This window comes from Streptomyces sp. NPDC111516 (genome assembly GCF_055635345.1).
Genome location: NZ_JBVKBV010000004.1, coordinates 63,849 through 83,930, shown reverse-complemented (window position 1 = coordinate 83,930; position 20,082 = coordinate 63,849). Strand labels below are relative to the sequence as shown.

The following is a 20,082-nucleotide window of genomic DNA, read 5'->3' as shown; positions in this document are numbered from 1 at the left end:
GGAACTGTCACACACTCATATTTTCCTGACGTGTTATGAGCCGACTCACGCGCGCGTGCGGGAACTCCCGCGTGCTCCTGCGCACCGCCACCGCCACCCTGTCAACGCTGTCCTTCCTGGTCTTCGGCGCCTCACCCACGGACCACGCGGACGCCGGCGCGGACCGGACCCACCCGTCCGGCCCTGCCTCCCCGCGGCCCGTCCACGTCGTCGAGGGGTACCCGCAGCAATACTTCCTGGGCCCTTGGTCCACTGCCTCGTGACCAAGCCGGAGTGCCCGGCGTGATCGCCTCCGGCGAGCGACCCGACGGGGCGCTCGCCCTCGACCAACGCTCGCCTACCCCTCCGCCTTGGCTGCACACTCCACCCAGAGCAGCTTCCCGCCCTGCCCCGGCAGCCCGCCACGCATGGGGTACGCGCCCCAGCTCTCCGCGTAGAGGGTGACGAGGTACAGCCCGCGCCCCCGCTCCGCCAGCTCCGCCGGGGCCTCGGCGCTCCACCGGAACGGGGCGGGGATGTGCGGGTTGGTGTCCCACACGCTCAGCCTGACCCGGCTACGCCCGGCATCGCGCAACCGCAAGGAGTACGCCCCCGAGGAGTGCAGGTACGCGTTGGTCACCAGCTCGCTCGCCAACAGTTCGGCGATCTCGGTCAGTTCGCGCATGCCGTGCACGCGCAGGATCGTGCGGAGAGTCGTACGGGCCACGCCGGGCGCGCGGGGATCCTGCGGAAGTTGGAGGGTGTACGTCCAGGGCGGCGTTACCGTGGCACTGACCATGGAAGTCTCCATTCACGGAGGGAGGTTGGAAGGTGCACTGCGGGTTGCCCGGTGACGAGACCGCTCCGTCGAGCGGGGTACTTCCGGGCGGGCGGCCCGGCATTCAAGGTAGCGACTCGGCGCATAAACTATTTGCCATATGGCCAATTGCTTGATGTAAGCACTCATGTGGGTGACACTTCCTACGGCAGTCGGAATGAGGAGAGTTGACGATGGCGTCCAGAGGCACTCCTGGTGTGCGACGGGTGCGCCTCGGCTTCGAACTGCGGCGGTTGCGGGAAAGAGCAGGGCTCACCGCCACCGAGGGCGCACGTCTGCTCGGCATCAGCCAGGCCCAGCTCAGCAACATCGAAGCGAGCCGTTTCGGAGTGAGTCCCGAGCGCCTGCGCGCCATGGCCCGCAACTACAGGTGTGCGGACGCCGATTACATCGACGGCCTGCTCGACCTCGCCGGGGAACGCAGGAACGGGTGGTGGGAGACACTGCGCGAAGTGCTGCCGGCACCGCTTCTGGACATCGCTGAATTGGAACACCACGCCACAGCGCTGCAATCGGCCAACACCTCTCACGTTCCTGGCCTTCTCCAGACCACGGACCACGCCCGCGAGATCTTCCGCCAGGTCGTCCCCGAGTTCTCCCGTACGGACATCGAGCATCGGGTGAGTCACCGCCTCCAACGCCAGACCATCCTGGACCGACCGGCACCGCCGCCCTACCGGGCTGTCATTCACGAGGCGGCCCTCCGCGTGCCGGTCGGCGGACCGGCCACGGCCAAGGCGCAGCTTCGTCACTTGCTGGAGCAGGGCGAACGCGAGCACATCACGGTCCAGGTGATCCCGTTCGCCATTGGTGCCTATCCCGGATCAGGGCAGACGATCCTGTACGTGCACGGCTCGGCACCCCGGCTCGACACCGTCTCCCTGGATCAGTCGCACGGGCCCGTCCTGGTGGATGCCGAAGCGGAACTCGATGCGTACCGGCTCCTGTTGGCGCGTATGGAAGCAATCGCCCTCACACCAGCCAGGACCAGGGACTTCATCCGCGCTTTGGCCGACGAACTGTGAAGGAGCCCTTCGTGCACCCGTACACCTGGCAGAAGTCCTCATACTGCGGGCAAGGCGAGTCCTGCGTCCACGTAGCCACCCCCGCCCCCGGCATGGTCTGGCTCACCGAGAGCGCCGACCCGACCGGGGCGATACTCCGTACCGCCCCCGCCACCCTGGCCGCCCTCCTCCACACCCTGAAGAAAGACACCCTCCATGGCTGACATCGCCACCGACCTCACCTGGGTCCGCGCCGCCCCCGAGGGCGAGGAGGGCCCCGGCCCCTGGATCGAGATCGCCTTCGGACCGGACGAACTCGTCCACCTCCGCGAAACCGGCGACCCCACCAACGTCGTCACGACCACCCGGACCAAATGGGACGCCTTCACCAAGGGCGTCCAGGCCGGCGAGTTCGACCACTTCATCGAACCCGACGACCGAACACCGCAGAGCTGAGCTGAGTTGGCTCAGGCTGACCTGTGCGGCGAGGCCGTGGGGTGGTTGACTTCTTCGTCCGTCGCTTCGCTGGGCCCGGTTTGCCGCCTGTGTAGACGTAGGTGCCGTCCATGAGCTGGGGCCTGGCTCGAGCGTGCAGACGATCGAGTACGGCCAGCCGGGGACAGGGATGTGCCGGTCCTTGCCCCGGCCGTAATCGCCAAGAGGCCCTGCCTTTATGCACCGGCCGCACCGAGATCATCCGATCCAGAACGCTGTTCGATCCCCAAGCTCCATATTCGGCATGAATACGGCTTCTAGCCAAACAGCCCAATCACACCTGATTCCTGATAGATCTCCCGGCCAGATCCGGACGCCAGGCGGGATCGGCCCACCAGCGGTGGATCTCTTCTGCGGCGGCGCCGATGTGGAAGGGAGTGGCGTCGTCGTAGGCGCGGCCGACGATCTGCGCGCCGGTGGGGACGCCGTTGGCGGCGCGGCCGGTGGGGATGTTCAGGACGGGGTGGCGGCTTGCGACGTTGAAGACCGGCGTGAGGGCGGCGCCGAGGTAGAAGTCGAGGTAGGTTCCGTCGACGGTGACACCGTGGTCGACATAGTCGTCATCGGCCAGGAATCCGGTGCTGCCGAGGGTGGGGCAGATGATGGCGTCGTAGTCCGCGAACACATCGACCAGAGCCTGCTGGACATCGGCCTCCAGGCACAGGCCTTTGAAGAAGCCGTGGGCGGCGAGGGCTTGTCCCGCCCGGTCGGCGAAGCGGCGGGCGTAGCGGGTCAGCCGGTCGTCGTCGCCGAGCTCGGTGATCATCGGTCCGAAGATGGCGCCGTAGTGGATCAGGGCCGCGGTGAACACGGTCTCGTGGGTGATGGGTATCGCGACTTCCTCGACCTTGACCCCTGCGCCCCGCAGGGAGTCGGCCAGGGCGCGGGTGTTCGCGGCGACGTCCGGGTCGATGGGGAAGTCGCCGATGGTGGCCGCGAAGGCGATCTTCAAGCCGCGGGCCTTCGTCGCGTCCGGAACCACCGGCCGGGTCGCCGGGAGTGACACGGGATCCACCGGGTGCGCGCCGGCGATCAGGTTCTGCAGCAGCGCGGTGTCGGCGACGGTGCGGGCCATCGGTCCGTCGTGGCAGTAGGTGTCCAGGTTGAACGGGGGCACACCCGGAACCCGGGCGTAAGGGGGCTTGAACCCCACCACTCCGCACAGCGAGGCGGGCAGCCGGATGGAGCCGCCGATATCGGATCCCGTGGCCAGGATCGTGGTGCCCGCCGCGAGCGCGGCGCCGGAGCCGCCGGACGAACCGCCCGGTCCGTAGCCGAGGTTCCACGGGTTCCGCGTGACTCCCCACAGCGCGGACTGGGTGAACGCCGCACACGAGTACTCCGGTGTCGCCGCCCGGGCGTGGACCACGCCGCCGGCCGCGAGGACGCGCTCCACCACCGGGTGGGTGATCGGCGAGGGAGTGTCGTCCGTGAGAACGGATCCGAGGCGGAGCGGAAGCCCGGCGATGGGCTGCTCCTCCTTGGCCGCGACGGGGATCCCCTCCAGCGGACGCGGCTCGCCGCCGCCCCGGCCGGCGTAGCGGGCCTCGGCCTCGACCGCAGCGGCGCGGGCCCGCTCCTGGAGCCGGTCGCTCAGGGCGTTGACGGCCGGCTCGACGGCATCCGCCCGGGCCTCGACCGCGTCGAGGACCTCGACGGGCGACAGCGCCCTGGTCCGGTAGGCCTCCAGCAGCCCGTGCGCGCTGAGGTAGTGCAGATCTGTCATGAACTTTCCTTCGTGTTCTGTGTCGCATCCGTGCTGGCGAGCACGGCGTAGAGGTCGGGCCGACGGGCCCGGAGGCGGAGCGCGTACCCGGCCCCGCCGAGGCCGAGCAGCACCACCGGGCTGAGCAGCGCGCCGTTGATCCAGCCGGTGCGGCCTGTGAGCAGCTCGAAATTGGTGAGCATCAGGTACAGGCCGACGGTGAGGCCGACGGAGGCGAGCGCCGGAGCGGCCTTGACCCGTGCGAAGTGGTGCCCGCGGTTGTCCTTCCAGAAGAACCGGATGACCGCGAGCGCGCACAGCACCTGGAGGGCGACGATTCCGATGATCCCGACGCCGTTCGTCCACAACAGCAGCTGCATGTAAGGGTCGGCGTGGACGAGCGTCGCGAACACCACGACGACCACCGAGACCGCGGTCATGGCGACGCTGGCCACGTGCGGCGAGCTGTGCTTCGTGTGGGTGCGGGCGAGCCGACGGGGCAGGAGCCGCTCCCGGCCCAGGGCGAACAGGTAGCGGGTGCTGGCGTTGTGGAACGCGATGAGCGCCGCGAAGATGCTCGTGACGATGAGGGCTTCCATCACGGACTTCGCCGCGTGTCCGACGAACTTGTCGGCGAGGTCGAAGTACATGTTCCCGAAGTCGTCGGATTGGGCCAGGCTCACAAGGCCGTCGGCTCCGAAACCGACGGTCGCGGCCCAGGTGGCGAATGTGTAGAACAGGGCCAGGAAAGCTACGGCCAGGTAGGTCGCGAGAGGGATCGTCCGCTTCGGCTCCCGCGTCTCCTCCGAGTAGATCGCGGTGCCCTCGAAGCCGATGAACGCGCCTAGGACGAGCACGAACATCCCGCCGGCGCCGGCGCCGAACACCTGGCCGGGCTGGAAGGAGCGGGCTGACATGCCCTCCGGGCCTCCGGTCACCAGCACGGCCACGGCCACGACGATCAGAATGAGGACCTCGGCCGCCATGAACACCCCGAGCACTCGGGCGCCCACGTCGATCTGGCGGTAGCCGAGGCACCCGACGACGGCCACCGCGGCCAGCGCCCACAGCGGCCAGGGAACTGTCACACCGGTGAGGTCGGCCAGGGTGTTTCGCGCGAAGTAGCCGAACGCACCGTAGAACCCGGTGCAGATCGCGCAGTACGACAGCAGCGCGACCAGCGCTCCCCCGACGCCGACGGGCTTGGCCAGGCCGCGGGAGATGTAGGCGTAGAACGCTCCGGCGTTCGCCATTCGCCCGGACATGGCGGTGAATCCGACCGCGAACACGATGTAGACGACGCCCGCGAACAGGTAGGCCGCGGGCGCGCCGATGCCGCCCAGCCGGAACGCCAGGGGTGCGCTGCCGGCGACCACGGTCAACGGCGCGGCGGCGCCGACGACGAAGAAGACGATGTCGAAGGTGCGTAGCTTTCCGCTGGCGAGCCGCCCGGCGGGCACGTCGGGAACGGGGCGGTCGTCCGTGATTGGCACAGCCATGAGCGGCTCCTGAGCACACTGACGTACTTAGTACGGTATGGTGTACGGAGTATTGTGGCCAGGGTGACTACAAGTCAAGAGACCCAGCGGCGGCCGCGAGGATCGTTGTCCCGGCAGAGCATCGGCGCCGCGGCGCTGCGCGTGATCGAGCGCGACGGACTTGACTGCCTGACCATGCGCCGAGTCGCGAGTGAGCTGTCCTGCGGGGTGATGAGCCTCTACTCCCACCTGACCGATGCCGACGACCTGCGTGGCGTCGTGGTCGGGCAGCTCATCGACCGCATGGACCTGCGCCCGCGCGAAGGGGAATCCTGGCAGGACGCGACGCGCCGGATGCTGAGCACCTACGCGGACCTGGCCGCCTCGTTCCCCCGCTCGTTCGAGCTGCTGGCCCTGGCCGGCGCCGACCAGCGGCCGGTCGCCCCGAACATGGAGCGGCTGGTCGACCTGCTCGTCACGGCGGGACTGACCGAAGAGGACGCCCTGATCGCGCTGAGCGTGATCGACGCCTACGCGTCCGGGTTCCTCGTCATCGCCGTCCGGAACCGGCCGACTGCCGCCTCGGCCGAGCGGGCCGCTCCGCATCAGCACGATCGGCTCGCCCGGCTGCACCACCTCGACTCCTACGGCGTCGGGTCGGAGGTCGTCATCGCAGGGCTGGAACAGCGCTTCGAAGGGCGTCGGGCCGGGCGAAAGCCACGATGAACCGTCGCCGCGGACCGGAAGCCGCCGGTCGAGGTGGTGGACGCCGGGGGTTCGGTGATGCGGATGGCGGTCCGGGGCCGAAGCCTGTCGCTCACCACAGCGGTGAGCGGCAGGACTTCGGCCCGGCTACGGACCGGTCGGTTCAGTCCTCCACCACATCCTGTGGATACCAACGCAGCTCCACGGTGTTGCCGTCCGGGTCCTGGACGTACACCGACTGCGCCGAGCCGCGGGCACCGGAGCGGTCGACCGGGCCCTCCAGCACGGTGAAGGTGCCCGAGTCGATGACCTCTTGCCAGTCCAACGGCTCGACGACCAGGCAGATATGGTCGACGTTCGATTCGGAGCGCGGTCGGCACAGCAGATCGATGATCATGCTCGGGCTGACCCGCACCGACGGGAACGGGAACTCACCCGCCCGCCACTCGTCCACCTTGATCGGCTCCAGGCCGAGAAGGCCGCAATAGAACTCCAGGGCTCGCTCGACATCCTGCACATTGAGCACCAGGTGATCGAAGTCCTTGACTCTTACTCGCACGGCACAGCCTTTCAGCCACTCGAATTCGGTTCGGTTCAAAGAGCCGCAGCGGCCGGAGGAGCCGAAGGCCATGGGACCTCGGCCAGCAGGGGCAGGATCTGCTTCTCCTCGTAGTCGAGATGCGCGTTCAGCTCCGTGGACATCCTGTCCAGCTCGGCGCGGAAGAACTCGGGTTCGGCAATACCGATGTCCGCCAGCAGGGCCACCAACTCGCCCTGGATGCGGGCGACCGCGCGGTGTTCGTCGGCGAGCCGGGCGAAAGTGTCGGTCACGTGCGGGTGGTGGCGGGCGATTCCGGGGAACAGGTGAGCGTCCTCGCTGGTGTGGTGGAACTCCAGGGACTGGCAGAACGCCAGGCAGCGCTGCCGGATCTGCAGCCCCAGGCTCGGGGCCTGTGGTTCGCCGGGGCCCTGATGGGCCGCCCGTGCGACGAAGTGGGCATCGACCTCCCTCTTCACCTGTCGCAACTGGCCCCGCAGCCAGGTGTGGACCTCCATGACCTTGTCGGCGAGGCTGTTGACCTCACGGGGGGCCTCCCAGCCGTCGGGCTCGGCACGCTCCAGCACTACGACCGGCAGGAGCCGGGTGGTCCGGGCCTGGTAGTCGCCGTATCCGGGCGCCGCTTTGGCGGCATGCTCGAACAGTTCCTCGCGTCGCACCCCTTCGGCGGGGACCGCGAGGGCCTGGAACGTACGAGTGCCGAGCTCCACCCGCACCACGGGGTGGGCGAGCAGGTTGTGGTACCAGTCGGGATCGGTCGGGGCGCCGAGGTTGGAGCCGACGATCAGGAGCGAGTCGCCGTGGCGGACGTAACCGAGAGGGGTGGCGGTCTCCTTCCCCGACCTCGCGCCGGTGGTCGTCAGCAGGAGGAGGTCGCCGCCCTTGAAGGGGCCGCCGACCTTTCCTCCGTTGGCGCGGAACTCTTCGATGACCGATTGGTTGAAAGACGTGGGCATACGGGGCTGTGTCTCCGTGGGTAGCAGGCGCGGCCGTGGCCGCGTTGAACTGAGGGAACGAGTGATCGCGGTGCGCGTCCGGGCGGCGGTTTCGCACATCGCGGTGCGGACGGCGCGCAGGACGGTGCGCAGCGCCGGAAGGCGTGAAAGGCGGACGAGGGCGCGCGGCTGCCGCGCTGTCGCTACGTCAGATGCAGGGTGCGGAGCAGAAACTCATCACGGACCCCTTGAATACAGAGTGTTCGCCCGATCACCGGCCGGCCCACTGCTCTTTGGCCAGCGTCACGCGACACCGGTTTCATTACACGCAGCCGACCGTCGCCTGTCAACGCGGACGTGTGCGCACCTGGGCCGACCTTAGGCTTGATCCATGCACATCCCACCCGCCCATGCCCTCGTCGCCACGGACCTGGACGGCACCCTGTTGCGCCGTGACGACAGCGTGAGTTCCCGCACCCGTGCCGCGCTCGCGCTGGCCGCCCGGGCCGGGGCGAGGCATCTCGTGGTCACCGGACGGCCCGTGCCCGGTATACGAGGGCTGCTGGCCGCGCTGGGCTACCGGGGTCCGGCGGTCTGCGGACAGGGGGCGCAGCTGTACGACGCCGGGTCCGGGCGCATGGTGCGTGCGGTCACCCTGGACCGGGAGGCCGCCGACACCGCACTGGGCAAGATCGAGGCCCAGGTGGGGCCGGTCCACGCGGCCGTCGACCAGGACGGGGCCGAGGGCCGGACACTGATCGAGCCGGGATATCTGATGCCTCACCCCACGCTCCCCGCCCAACGGACCCGACACCGCGATGAGTTGTGGTCGGCGCCCGTCATCAAGGTGCTCATCCGCCACCCGGAGCTCACCGATGACGCGCTGGCCGAGGCCGCCCGTACGGCGGTCGGCGACCTCGCCTCCGTCACGCTCTCCGGCCCCGGCACCGTCGAACTGCAGCCGTACGGCGTCGACAAGGGAAGCGGGCTCGCGCTGGCCGCCGAATTCCTGGGCGTGGCCGCGGACACCACGATCGCCTTCGGGGACATGCCCAACGACCTGCCGATGTTCCGCGCGGCCGGATACGGAGTCGCAATGGCCAACGGTCATCCGGACCTACGGGCCGCGGCGGACGAGGTGACGTCGTCGAACGAGGACGACGGGGTCGCGGAGGTGCTGGAGCGGGTATTCGGCTGAGTGGGCGTGACCGTACCGATCACGGTGATCCGTTCCGTGGACGGTTCTCAGCCACTCCCGCCCTCCGACAGGCGCGGCTCCGACGCCCCCAGCGCCCGCAGCACATGCGCGACCAGGGCCGCGACCGTCTCCTCGTCGTGCACCGGCTTGCGCAGCACATGGCGGTAGTACACCGGGCCGTACAGCAGCTCCACGGCCAGCGGAAGGTCGGCGTCCGATGGGATCTGGCCCTGTTCCTGCGCGCGGCGCAGGCGGGCGACGGCCTCCTCGAAGCGGGGGTCGACCAGCTTCGTTCTGACCGTTTCCGCGAGCGCGTCGTCGTGGTGGACCTCGGAGAGGATCCCGGCGTACGCGGGGCCGAAGGGCGGTGTGGAGAGCAGCTTCACCGCGCCCATCACATTGGCCCGCAGGTCGGCGGCGATGTCACCGGTGTCGACGAACGGCGTCGTGCCGACCAGTGCGTCGGTGAACGCCTCCAGCATCACCGCGCCCTTTGACGGCCACCAGCGGTAGATCGTCTTCTTGCTGACACCCGCTCTGGCCGCGATGGCCTCGACCGTGACCCGGCCGTACCCCTTCTCCGTGCACAGGTCGAGGGCGGCTTTCAGGATCGCCCGTCGTGATCTCTCGCTGCGGCGCAGTGAACTCGGCGATGTGATCATTTGGTGAGCATAGGTGTATTTGAGCCAATCCTTATTGACAGTCCGTCGCCAGAAGTCGAACAATACTGAGGCGGAAACGGAACGTGCCGTGTCGCATCGTTCCTGCTGTTCGCACCGTTCGTGTCGTTCGTGCCGCGACGAGCCGATCGGGGGACGGCTCGCCCGGCCGACGGCACGAGGGCGGTGCGCCGTACGTCAGACGGTGATGTCCTTCGCCGTGAACCGGGCCCACGCCGCCGAGCCGAACACCGCCGCGTACAACCCCTGAAGCCCCAGGTTCTTCACCACGTCGTCCCAGTAAACGGGTTCGCGCAGCAGGTCCGCGTACGACATCCAGTAGTGCGGGAAGAGATACGGGTGGATGCCGCTCAACTGCGGGATCGTGTCCACGATCTGCACGGTGATCAGCAGTCCGACGGTGGCGGCCATGGCCGCGATCCCGCTGCCGGTGAGGGTCGAGATGAACAGGCCGACCGCCGCGAACCCGATCAGCGACGCGGCGGCCACCACCGCGATCAGCCCGGCCCGCAGCAGCCCTTCGCCGAAGCCGATCCGGGTGCCCGAGATGGTGGTGACCTCGCCGACGGGGAACAGCAGTGTGCCCACGGCCAGCGCCGAGGCCGCCACGACCAGGGTCGCGACCAGGCAGAACGTGAGGACGGAGGCGTACTTCGTCAGCAGCAGCCGGGTCCGGCCCGCCGGGGCGACCAGCAGATAGCGCAGGGTGCCGGCGTTGGCCTCGCCCGCGATGGAGTCGCCCGCCACGACCCCGACTGCCATCGGGAGGAAGACCGGGAGCGTCACGGCGAGGGCCGCGAAGACCAGGAAGAGGCCGTTGTTGGTGACCTGGGAGAGGAACGCGGGGCCACCTCCGCCACCGGCGGGTCCGGGCGACGAGCCGTGGTTCGTCTCGATCCGCACCGCGATCCCGATCAGTACGGGAACGGCGGCAAGCACCCCGAGCAGCGCGAGAGTGCGCCAGCGGCGGAGCGTGGTGGTCAGTTCGGAGCGGAGGATTCCGAACGTCCACAGCGGACTGCGCGTCCTGCCCGAACCGGCTGCCCCGCCCGAACCGGCCGCCCCGCCCGAACCGGCTGCCCTGCCCGACCCGCCCGATCCGGCGCGTGCGGCTTCAGCCTGCGACATCGAAACCCTCTCCCGTGAGTGCGACAAAGGCGTCCTCCAACGAGGCCCGTTCGACGCCGAAGAACCGCAGGCGCACGCCCGCGTGCACCAGCGCCGCGCTGAGGTCCGCGAGTTCGACGTCGCCCGCCGGGGCATCGGCGCTCACCCGGTCGCCGTCGACCGTGATGCCGGTGACACCCAGTTCCTTGAGGACGCGGGCTGCGTCACCCGGGTCGGGGGTGGTGACAGCCAGCCGGCCGCGGGCGCCCGCCGCCAGCTCCGCCACCGGACCCTGGGTGATCAGCCGCCCCCTGGCCATCACCGCGGCGTGGGTGCAGACCTGCTCGATCTCGTCGAGGAGGTGGGAGGAGAGGAAGACCGTGGTGCCCTCCGCCGCCAGTTCCCGGACCAGGGTGCGGATCTCGCGCATGCCCTGCGGGTCCAGGCCGTTGGTCGGCTCGTCGAGGACGAGCAGGCGGCGCGGCTGGAGCAGGGCGGCGGCGAGACCGAGGCGCTGCTTCATGCCGAGCGAGTACGCCTTGGCCTTCTTGCCGGCCGCCGCGGCCAGCCCGACCCGGTCCAGGGCCTGTCCGACACGGACCCGTCGGGTGCGCGGATCGGCGGTCGGGTCGGCGGAGTCGTAGCGCAGCAGGTTGTCCCGGCCGCTCAGGAAGCCGTACAGCGCGGGCCCCTCGATCAGCGCCCCGACCTGCGGGAGCACGGAGCGGGCCGCGCCCGGCATGGGGTGGCCGAGGACCCGCGCGGTGCCGGACGTCGGATCGATCAGGCCCATCAGCATCCGGATCGTCGTGGTCTTCCCGGAGCCGTTGGGTCCGAGGAATCCGAAGACGCTCCCCGCGGGCACGCCGAGGTCGAGACCGTCGACGGCGAGCTGGCCGCCGCGGTACCGCTTGGTGAGGCCCCGTGTCTCGATCACGGTCACCGGCCCCGGCTCGATCACGCTCCCGGGCTCTGTCATACGTACTCCCCCTCGGTCGGTCAGGGATTGCGGACCGCCCCGCCGTACGGAGCGTACGGCGGGGCGGGTGGATGCTGTCGGGAAGCGCGGCGCGCCCCGGCTCAGGAGGCGCCGTTGGCCGCCTTGACCAGCGCGTCCGGCGTGACCGCGCCGACGTACACCTTGCCGTTGTCCGTCACCAGCGCGTTGACCAGGCGGGTCTTGAAGACCGTGCCCGAGCCGAACGTGCCGGAGACCTTGTCGCCCAGCGAGTCCAGGAACTGCTGCGCCTCGGCCGGTACGTCACCCGACGCCTTCGAGGGGAGTCCGGTGCCGCCCGGGGTCCGGATCTCGGCGATCGCGTTCCAGCCCTCGCCGATGACCTTCGTGTCCTTGGCGCCCGAGCCCCCGGCGCCCAGTCCTTCGGCACCCGGGAACATGCCCAGGCCCTCGGCCCCGCCGGCCTTCCGCTGTGCCTTCGCGTCGTCGGCCTCGGTCACCTTGGCGCCCTTGGGCGGGGTGAACGTGAACGAGGAGGCAGCCGGCTTCGCGAAGTCGACCTTGGTGAATCCGGCGTCGACAACGGCCTTGCCACCGCTGCTCGGAAGCAGCGTGAACTTCAGCGGCACACCGTTCCGGGCGTCGACCGCGACCGTGACCGAACCGATCGTGGAACCGCTCTGCCTGGGCTTGATGAGCAGCTTGTACGCGTCACGTCCGGCGACCTGCGCCGTGCCGTCGACCGTCACCGAGGTGGTGGGGCCCGCGGCCTTCAGGACCTGCTCGGCGAGCGCCTTCGGCGTGGTCGGCACGGACTCGGGGGCCAGGGTCGAGTGACCGGACTTCTCGCCGGACTTCTGCCCGGCCCGGTGCTCGGTACCGGCCCGGTTCTCGGTGGCGTGATAGGCCTCGTTGGACTTGCTGTCGTACGCCCAGACCTGATCGCCGTTGTGGATCAGGCTGTACTCCGCCGCGCTGTCCAGGATCGACACCCGCTGCTTGTCGGGGCCGTCGGCGGCCACCCGCAGCGTGTGCGTGCCGGACGCCAGCTCCGTCATCCTCGACTGCGGGTCGGCGCTCGAATCGCCCTTGCCGCCGCTGCCACCGCCCTGGGCGAAGGAGTCGGCCAGACCGCCGAGCGACGGAATGCCCAGGTCCGTACTGATCTTCACCGTGCCGGAGAGCTGCTGGGTGTCCGAAGCGGCGATCTTCTCGATGAGCTGCTGCGCGCTGATCTTCGGCAGATCGGGGTCACCGGTACTCGCGAGCGCCGGGACGAGCCCGACCGTCGCGGCCGCCACTCCCGCCACCGCGACCGGGACGATGTAGCGCGCCGCCTTGCGGCGGCCGACGGCGGTGCCCCTGGTCCCGCCGTTGCTCTCAACGCTGTCGTTCGGTGCCATATGTGCCCTACCTCCGTGGTCGGCGGCTTCCGTCCGGATGCACTCGTCCACTCCGTGCCGCCATTCTCACCGGTTTGCTCAGGAGTGGTTGTTCTCCATCTGACCAAAACGGCGGCGTGGAATCGTCAGCCCCGGGGAGCAACTCCGCGTACCTCTTCGGTATGACACCACCGGGCCGGGTGCCCACCGTCCCGTAGGGGTTGCCACACGCGCGGGCTCAGCCCGCGCGGTGCACCACCGCGTCGCACAGCTCCTCCAGCGCGGCCTTCGCGTAACCCTCGGGCAGCGGCGCCAGCGTCGTGCGCGCCTCCTGCGCGTACCGGACGGTGTCCCGTCGGGCGTGCTCCAGCGCCGGGTGGGCGCGCAGCCTGCGCAGCACCTCGGCGTGCCGGGCGTCGTCACTCAGGTCGCCGTCGAGCAGCTCGACGAGCTCCAGGTCCTCCGGCTTGCCGTCGGCCGCCGCCTGTGCCCGCAGGTGGAGCACGGGGAGCGTCGGAATGCCTTCGCGCAGATCGGTGCCGGGGGTCTTGCCGGACTCGTGGGAGTCGGAGGCGATGTCGAGTACGTCGTCGGCGAGCTGGAAGGCGACACCGAGCCGCTCCCCGTACTGGGTGAGGATGTCGACGGCAGACTCGTCCGCACCGGACATCATCGCGCCGAACCGGCAGGCCACGGCGATCAGCGAGCCGGTCTTGCCGCGCATCACGTCGAGGTAGTGCTCGACCGGGTCGCGCCCGTCGACCGGACCCGCGGTCTCCAGGATCTGGCCGGTGACCAGCCGCTCGAACGCCTCCGCCTGGATGCGTACGGCCTCCGGACCGAGGTCGGCCAGTATGTGCGAGGCGCGGGCGAACAGGAAGTCGCCGGTCAGGACGGCCACCGAGTTGCCCCAGCGGGTGTTGGCGCTGTCGACGCCGCGGCGTACGTCCGCCTCGTCCATCACGTCGTCGTGGTAGAGCGTCGCGAGATGTGTCAGCTCGACGACGACGGCCGCGGGCACGACACCCGGTGCGTCGGGGTCGCCGAACTGGGCGGCCAGCATGGCCAGCAGTGGCCGGAATCGCTTGCCCCCGGCGCGTACCAGATGCTGCGCGGCCTCCGTGATGAAGGGCACGCCGCTCTTGGTGGCATCGAGCAGCCCCGACTCGACAGCAGCCAAACCGGCCTGGACATCGGCCTCAAGAGCGTGGTCCCGCACGCTCAGTCCGAACGGCCCGACGACGGTCACGAGGGGATCTCCTGTCTGCTGACGATCACACGGAATGTCGATGTGTCGCTGTCATCACTCAACTCAGCGTATCCGGTCCCCTTTGGATCACCATGGGCGCCTTCCCGCCACCGCCGGTATGTTCGGGATCAGCTCATACGATCAGGAGTCCTCCCTTTGTCCCACATAGCCACCGACACTGAACCGACTCAGCTGCCGGCCCGCGACGACCATGCCTTTTTCGGCCAGCCACGGGGCCTGATGACCCTGTCCGGCCTGGAGGTCTGGGAACGGTTCTCGTTCCTCGGCATGCAGGCGATCCTGGTCCTCTACTTCGCCGACACCGTCGCCCGCGGCGGCATGGGCATGGACGTGGGCACCGCGGCGTCCGTCTCGGCCGCCTACGGCACCCTGGTCTACCTGGTCTCCGTAGCCGGCGGCTGGCTGGCCGACCGGATTCTCGGCTCGTACCGCGCCGTCCTGTACGGCGGAATTCTCATCGCCTGCGGGCATTACGCCATGGCGGTGCCCGCCGACGCCATGACGTGGACCGGCCTCGGTCTGATCAGCGCCGGCACCGGTCTGCTCAAGCCCAATGTGGCGACCATGGTCGGCAAGCTCTACCGCACCGCCGACGAGCGCCGCGACGCCGGCTTCGCGCTCTATTACATGGGCATCAACATCGGCGCGTTCCTCGGCCCGCTGGTCACCGGCTGGCTCGGGGATCACGCGAGCTGGCACTGGGGCTTCTCGGCCGCCGCCTTCGGTATGACCCTCGGCCTGATCCAGTACGTACTGGGCCGGCGTCACCTGAACGGCCGTATGCACGGCGCCGAATTCAAGCTGGAGCCGCAGCCGATGCGCCGCGCCGTTCGGCTGATCGTGATCGGCGCCGTCGTGGTCGCCGCCGTCGCCACCGCGCTGGCCCTGACGGGCTGGCTGACCATGGGCCGCTTCGTCGACCTGCTCACCCTGGTGTCGGTGATCGCACCGGTCGTGTACTTCGCGGTGATGTTCTGCAGTCCGCGGGTCACCGGCGAGGAGCGTGGCAGGCTGCGCCCGTACGTGGTGCTGTTCCTGGCCTCCGTCGTCTTCAACTTCATCCTCTTCCAGGCGTACTCGACGATGATGCTGCTCGCGTCGACCAACGCCCGTACCGAGATCTTCGGCTTCCACTTCCCGGCGAGCTGGTACGCCTCCGCGCTCGGCGCCTTCGAGGTCGCGCTCGCCCCGGTGGTCGCCGCCGTCTGGGCCCGGATGGGCCCGCGTCAGCCGCACGCCTCCAACAAGATCGCGATCGGGGTGATCCTCGGTGGGCTGTCGTTCCTGCTGATGGTGCTGCCGACCTCCGGGCACTCCGGCGACACCTTCAAGATGGCCGCCTGGTGGATCGTCGGCTCGTACCTGCTGCTCGGTCTCGGCGACATCCTGCTGGAGACCTCCGGCATGTCCGCGACCACCAAGCTCGCGCCCAAGGCGTTCGCCAGCCAGACGATGGCGCTCTGGTTCCTCTCGCTGGCCCTCGCCAACGGCATCCAGGCCCAAGTCGTGAAGCTGTACGGCGAGGTGTCCAACCCCGCCTACTTCGGTGTCAATGGCGCGATCGCGGTGGTGGCCGGTGTGGCTGTCATCGCCGCCGCACCCTGGCTCAAACGCACCATGCACCCCGTCCACTGAGGTACCGCCATGCACATCCGCACCACGTTTCCGTATGACACCACCCATGAGGACGTCCGCATCCCGCTGCCGGACGGCACCCGGCTGTACGCCCGGATCTGGCGTCCCGTCACCGACGAACCCGTCCCCGCTCTCCTGGAATATCTGCCCTACCGGCTGAGCGACTGGACGGCGCCGCGCGACTGGCAGCGCCACCCCTGGTACGCGGGCCACGGCTACGCCTCCGTCCGGGTGGACGTACGCGGGCACGGCAACAGCGAGGGCCTGCCGGGCGACGAGTACGACGCGACCGAACTGGCCGACGGGGTCGCCGTCATCCACTGGCTGGCCCAGCAGGAGTGGTGCTCAGGCCGCGTCGGCATGTTCGGCATCTCCTGGGGCGGCTTCAACTCGCTCCAGATCGCGGCGCTGGCACCCGAGCCGCTGAAGGCGATCGTCACCGTCTGCTCGACGGACGACCGTTACGACAACGACGTCCACTACATGGGCGGCTCGGTCCTCGCCGTCGACATGCACGCCTGGGCGGCCACCATGCTGGCCTTCGTCTCCCGCCCGCCGGACCCGGCGCAGGTCGGCGAGGGCTGGAAGGACATGTGGCTGAAGCGGCTGGAGACCGTCGAGCCGTATCTCCACACCTGGCTGGCGCACCAGACCCGCGACGACTACTGGAAGCACGGCAGCGTCTGCGAGGACTACTCCGCGATCACAGCGAACGTCCTCGCGGTGGGAGGCTGGCACGACCCGTACCGCGACACCGTCCTGCGACTCGTCGAGCACCTCGGCCCGGACAAGGTCCGCGGGCTGATCGGGCCCTGGTCGCACCAGTACCCCGACCGCGGTCTGCCGCCGGGCCCGGCGATCGGCTTCCTCCAGGAGACGCTGCGCTGGTGGGACCAGCACCTGAAGGACAAGGACACCGGCGTCATGGCCGAGCCGCTGCTGCGGTCCTGGATCAGCGAGTCGCACCGGCCCGCCACGGCGTACGAGACGCTGCCCGGCCGCTGGGTCGGCGACACCAGCTGGCCGTCGGAGAACATCGCGCCGGTCTCGTACGCCCTCCAGGGCGGTCCGCAGATCGTCGACTCGCCGCAGCAGACAGGCCTGGACGCCGGGCGCTTCTTCCCGTTCGGCAACGACGCCGACCTGCCGCCCGACCAGCGCGACGAGGACGCCAAATCGGTCTCCTTCGAGTTCCCGGTCGAGGACGCCCCGATCGAGATCCTGGGCCGCCCCCGGGTGAAGCTGCGCATCCGGATGGACGTGCCCCGCGGCCAGGCGATCGCCCGGCTCTGCGACGTCGCACCGGACGGCTCCTCCACTCTGGTCACCCGCGGCGCGCTCAACCTCTCCGCCCGGCACGGCCGCGACCGCGCGGACGACTGGCCGGTGGGCCGGTACGAGGACGTGACGTTCGACCTCAACGGCATCGGGCACACCTTCCCGCCCGGCCACCGGATCAGGCTCGCGGTCTCGTCCTCGTACTGGCCGTGGATCTGGCCGCAGGCCGGGTCGGTGGGCTTCACCCTGGACGCCGACGGCAGCTTCGTCGAACTGCCGGTGCGCAGGCACACCGAGGATCCCGCGATCCGGTTCGAGGAACCGGAGCAGTCGGAGCCGCTCGGCGTCGTCCACCCCGTGACCCTCGACGAACAACGCCCCGAGCGGCTGGTGGTCCGCGACGTCGCCAAGGGCGAATGGCGGCTAGAGGTCGACCCGCGCTACGGCGGCACCCGCGTCTACCCGGACGGCCTCGAATTCACCGAGGACGCCCTGGAGACGTACACGATCCAGGAGAACGACCCGCTCTCCGCCCGCACCCGCTCCGACTGGGCGATCCGGCTGCACCGGCCGGAGATGGCGTGGGACGTACGGATCGAGACCCGCTCCGAAATCAGTGCGGACGACACCGACTTCATCACGTCCAATGAGGTGGTCTGCAAGGACGGCGGCGAGGTCGTCTTCCACCGCACCTGGGAAAAGCGGATCCCGCGCACGGCGGGATGAACCACCGCCGTGCCCCTGCACACCGGGGGCACGGCGGAACTTTCCGGGCATCAGGAGCAGTTGGGACACTCCCGCGGGGTAGCAACTCCGACGTAACGTGTCCCCCAAGCGACCTGGAAAGCGAGGCAGCAACACATGCCCGAGCAGAGCAGCCCGCTCGATCTGGCCGAGGGCGACCCCTTCGGTCCGCACAACCTTCCGTACGGTGTGTTCTCCACCCCCGACCACCCCGAGGACCGCCGGGTCGGCGTCCGCATCGGCAGCCACGTACTGGACGCCGGAGCCGCGGCACACGCACTCGGCTCGCCCTACGCGCAGCTCCTCGCCCAGCCGGACCTGACCGCGCTGCTGGCCGCCGGCCGCACCGCCTGGCGGGACGTCCGACGAGCGCTGACCGCCTGGGTGACGGTCCCGGCACACCGCGCGGACATCGAACCGCTGCTGCACCCGGTCGAGTCCGTGACGCTCCATCTGCCGTACAAGGTCGCGGACTACGTCGACTTCTACGCGAGCGAGCACCACGCCACCAACGTCGGGAAGATCTTCCGGCCGAACGGTGACGCGCTGACCCCCAACTGGAAGCACCTCCCGATCGGCTACCACGGCAGGTCCGGCACCGTCGTCGTCTCCGGTACGGACGTGGTGCGCCCGTCCGGCCAGCGCAAGGCGCCCGCCGACCCGGCCCCGGTCTTCGGTCCGTCCATCAAGCTCGACATCGAGGCCGAGGTCGGCTTCGTCGTCGGAGTCGGCTCCGAGCAGGGCCGACCGGTTCCGCTCGGCAACTTCCGCGACCATGTCTTCGGGCTGTCGCTGCTCAACGACTGGTCGGCGCGGGACATCCAGGCCTGGGAGTACGTCCCGCTCGGCCCGTTCCTCGGCAAGTCCTTCGCCACGTCAGTTTCGGCGTGGGTTACGCCGCTCGAAGCCCTGGAGGCGGCCCGGATCGCGCCCCCGGCCCGCGACTTCCCGCTGCTCCCCTATCTGGAGGACGCGGACGAGGACGAGGCCGGGGGACTCGACCTGCGGATCTCCGTCGCGATCAACGGACAGTTGGTCGCCGAGCCGCCGTTCGCCACCATGTACTGGACGGCGGCCCAGATGCTGGCCCATATGACGGTGAACGGCGCGTCGCTGCGCACCGGTGATCTGTACGGCTCCGGCACGGTCAGCGGCGCCGAACCCGGACAGCGCGGCTCCCTCCTTGAACTGACCTGGAACGGCCGCGATCCGCTGGACCTCCCGGACGGCAAGCGGACGTTCCTGGAGGACGGCGACACCGTGACCATGACGGCCTGGGCTCCGGGCCCGGACGGCACGCGGGTGGGGCTCGGCGAAGTCACGGGACGGATCGTGCCCGCATCGTGACCACGGACCCACCGGAGCTCACACTCCCCGAGGAACTGCTGCTGCTCGCGCTGGACCCGCAGCGCGGCAAGCCGTACTGCCGCACCCGTTTCCTGGAGTACGGGATGGCGGGTGCGGTCCTGGCGGAGCTGGAGCTCCAGGGCCGGATCGCCGAACGCCTCGGCCGGGTACGGGTGATCAGCCCGCTGGCTCCCCAGGACCCGCTGCTCGCGCAGGTCCTCGGGAGCCTGCCCGCCCCGGCCGAGGGCAGAATCGCGGACGGCGTCAGCGCGAGGTCCTGGATACGGCGAACCGGCCGGTACGTCGAGGAGCTGTGCCTGGAGCATCTGGTGGGCCGCTCGGTCCTGCGCAGGGAGACCCACCGGTTCCTCGGCCTGCTGCCCTACCACCGCCACCCGGCGGCGGACCCGGCCCTGTCGGCGGGGGTCCGGGAGCGTTTCGCGGCCACCGAGACAGCCGGCTTCCCGGACCGGCGCGGCCGCACCCTGGCCGCGCTGGTCTCGGCGATCGGTCTCTCGCACGAGGTGGCGCGGGGCGGCCTGCGGAGCCGTTGGGCGATGCGCGATCTGGTGCGCGACGAGTGGACCGCCCATGCGGTGCACCGGAACGTACGCCAGGACAAGCCGAACAGGATCGGCGGGAGCACCGGGAGCACCGGCGGCGGGAGCGACGGGGACTGACGGGGGACGGGGCTGCCCCGGGCCGGCCGGGGAAGAGGCCGAGGCGGTCAGCCGTGCGCGGGTCGTTCACACGTTTGGGGGAGCCGTACCCCGTTCCCGGCCGAT

At 69.8% G+C, this 20,082-nt stretch carries 20 protein-coding genes; 10 read left to right on the top strand and 10 right to left on the bottom strand.

The window, feature by feature from the left end:
* The first annotated feature begins 71 nt into the window (after positions 1-71).
* Positions 72-263: a hypothetical protein gene (locus ACZ7L9_RS10625; RefSeq protein ID WP_471414247.1), complete on the top strand. Its 192-nt coding sequence runs from the start codon at positions 72-74 to the stop codon at positions 261-263.
* Between the two features lie 74 nt (positions 264-337).
* Here ACZ7L9_RS10625 and ACZ7L9_RS10620 read toward each other — a convergent pair whose 3' ends face one another.
* Positions 338-778, bottom strand: coding sequence for an ATP-binding protein (locus ACZ7L9_RS10620; RefSeq protein ID WP_471414245.1), 441 nt, complete (start codon positions 776-778; stop codon positions 338-340).
* A 212-nt stretch (positions 779-990) separates the two neighbouring features.
* On the opposite strand from ACZ7L9_RS10620, the gene ACZ7L9_RS10615 reads away from it, so the two are divergent.
* From ACZ7L9_RS10615 to ACZ7L9_RS10605, 3 genes are read left to right on the top strand one after another with little or no spacing between them, the layout of a single operon-like run.
* Positions 991-1,842, top strand: a complete 852-nt coding sequence (locus tag ACZ7L9_RS10615) for a helix-turn-helix domain-containing protein (RefSeq protein ID WP_471414243.1) — start codon at positions 991-993, stop codon at positions 1,840-1,842.
* A gap of 11 nt (positions 1,843-1,853) precedes the next feature.
* Positions 1,854-2,045 (top strand): DUF397 domain-containing protein, encoded by a 192-nt coding sequence (locus ACZ7L9_RS10610; RefSeq protein ID WP_471414242.1) that lies wholly within the window; start codon positions 1,854-1,856, stop codon positions 2,043-2,045.
* Entirely contained in the window at positions 2,038-2,277 is a 240-nt protein-coding gene (locus tag ACZ7L9_RS10605; RefSeq protein ID WP_471414240.1) for a DUF397 domain-containing protein, read from the top strand. Before ACZ7L9_RS10610 ends, ACZ7L9_RS10605 begins: the two co-directional genes overlap by 8 nt.
* A gap of 313 nt (positions 2,278-2,590) precedes the next feature.
* Here ACZ7L9_RS10605 and ACZ7L9_RS10600 read toward each other — a convergent pair whose 3' ends face one another.
* On the bottom strand, positions 2,591-4,042 hold the full coding sequence (locus ACZ7L9_RS10600) for an amidase (RefSeq protein WP_471414238.1): 1,452 nt from the start codon (positions 4,040-4,042) through the stop codon (positions 2,591-2,593).
* Positions 4,039-5,520: an APC family permease gene (locus ACZ7L9_RS10595; RefSeq protein WP_471414236.1), complete on the bottom strand. Its 1,482-nt coding sequence runs from the start codon at positions 5,518-5,520 to the stop codon at positions 4,039-4,041. Before ACZ7L9_RS10595 ends, ACZ7L9_RS10600 begins: the two co-directional genes overlap by 4 nt.
* A 63-nt stretch (positions 5,521-5,583) precedes the next feature.
* Between ACZ7L9_RS10595 and ACZ7L9_RS10590 the strand changes: the two genes are divergently transcribed.
* On the top strand, positions 5,584-6,225 hold the full coding sequence (locus ACZ7L9_RS10590; protein WP_471414235.1) for a TetR/AcrR family transcriptional regulator C-terminal domain-containing protein: 642 nt from the start codon (positions 5,584-5,586) through the stop codon (positions 6,223-6,225).
* Positions 6,226-6,367: 142 nt separating this feature from the next.
* Here ACZ7L9_RS10590 and ACZ7L9_RS10585 read toward each other — a convergent pair whose 3' ends face one another.
* Positions 6,368-6,763, bottom strand: coding sequence for a VOC family protein (locus ACZ7L9_RS10585; RefSeq protein ID WP_471414233.1), 396 nt, complete (start codon positions 6,761-6,763; stop codon positions 6,368-6,370).
* A gap of 35 nt (positions 6,764-6,798) precedes the next feature.
* Positions 6,799-7,719 carry a nitroreductase/quinone reductase family protein gene (locus ACZ7L9_RS10580; protein ID WP_471414232.1) on the bottom strand — a complete coding sequence of 307 codons (921 nt, stop codon included), beginning with the start codon at positions 7,717-7,719 and terminating at the stop codon, positions 6,799-6,801.
* Between the two features lie 370 nt (positions 7,720-8,089).
* Between ACZ7L9_RS10580 and ACZ7L9_RS10575 the strand changes: the two genes are divergently transcribed.
* Positions 8,090-8,896: an HAD family hydrolase gene (locus ACZ7L9_RS10575; protein ID WP_471414230.1), complete on the top strand. Its 807-nt coding sequence runs from the start codon at positions 8,090-8,092 to the stop codon at positions 8,894-8,896.
* A gap of 47 nt (positions 8,897-8,943) precedes the next feature.
* On the opposite strand, the gene ACZ7L9_RS10570 is transcribed toward ACZ7L9_RS10575, so the two are convergent.
* The 5 genes from ACZ7L9_RS10570 to ACZ7L9_RS10550 all read right to left on the bottom strand — a co-directional run bounded on the left by ACZ7L9_RS10570 (position 8,944) and on the right by ACZ7L9_RS10550 (position 14,272).
* Positions 8,944-9,558 carry a TetR/AcrR family transcriptional regulator gene (locus tag ACZ7L9_RS10570; protein WP_471414229.1) on the bottom strand — a complete coding sequence of 205 codons (615 nt, stop codon included), beginning with the start codon at positions 9,556-9,558 and terminating at the stop codon, positions 8,944-8,946.
* A gap of 195 nt (positions 9,559-9,753) precedes the next feature.
* Positions 9,754-10,704: an ABC transporter permease gene (locus ACZ7L9_RS10565; protein ID WP_471414228.1), complete on the bottom strand. Its 951-nt coding sequence runs from the start codon at positions 10,702-10,704 to the stop codon at positions 9,754-9,756.
* Positions 10,691-11,662 (bottom strand): ABC transporter ATP-binding protein, encoded by a 972-nt coding sequence (locus tag ACZ7L9_RS10560; protein ID WP_471414227.1) that lies wholly within the window; start codon positions 11,660-11,662, stop codon positions 10,691-10,693. Before ACZ7L9_RS10560 ends, ACZ7L9_RS10565 begins: the two co-directional genes overlap by 14 nt.
* Before the next feature lie 101 nt (positions 11,663-11,763).
* Positions 11,764-13,044: a LolA family protein gene (locus tag ACZ7L9_RS10555; RefSeq protein WP_471414226.1), complete on the bottom strand. Its 1,281-nt coding sequence runs from the start codon at positions 13,042-13,044 to the stop codon at positions 11,764-11,766.
* Between the two features lie 217 nt (positions 13,045-13,261).
* Positions 13,262-14,272 (bottom strand): polyprenyl synthetase family protein, encoded by a 1,011-nt coding sequence (locus ACZ7L9_RS10550; RefSeq protein ID WP_471414224.1) that lies wholly within the window; start codon positions 14,270-14,272, stop codon positions 13,262-13,264.
* A gap of 156 nt (positions 14,273-14,428) precedes the next feature.
* Between ACZ7L9_RS10550 and ACZ7L9_RS10545 the strand changes: the two genes are divergently transcribed.
* The 4 genes from ACZ7L9_RS10545 (at position 14,429) to ACZ7L9_RS10530 (ending at position 19,977) form a co-directional block, all read left to right on the top strand.
* Positions 14,429-15,928 (top strand): peptide MFS transporter, encoded by a 1,500-nt coding sequence (locus tag ACZ7L9_RS10545; protein ID WP_471414223.1) that lies wholly within the window; start codon positions 14,429-14,431, stop codon positions 15,926-15,928.
* A gap of 9 nt (positions 15,929-15,937) precedes the next feature.
* Positions 15,938-17,932 (top strand): CocE/NonD family hydrolase, encoded by a 1,995-nt coding sequence (locus ACZ7L9_RS10540; protein ID WP_471414221.1) that lies wholly within the window; start codon positions 15,938-15,940, stop codon positions 17,930-17,932.
* 135 nt (positions 17,933-18,067) lie between these two features.
* Positions 18,068-19,297, top strand: a complete 1,230-nt coding sequence (gene fahA / locus ACZ7L9_RS10535) for a fumarylacetoacetase (RefSeq protein WP_471414220.1) — start codon at positions 18,068-18,070, stop codon at positions 19,295-19,297.
* Positions 19,294-19,977: a GOLPH3/VPS74 family protein gene (locus ACZ7L9_RS10530; protein ID WP_471414218.1), complete on the top strand. Its 684-nt coding sequence runs from the start codon at positions 19,294-19,296 to the stop codon at positions 19,975-19,977. Before fahA ends, ACZ7L9_RS10530 begins: the two co-directional genes overlap by 4 nt.
* Positions 19,978-20,082: the final 105 nt, after the last annotated feature.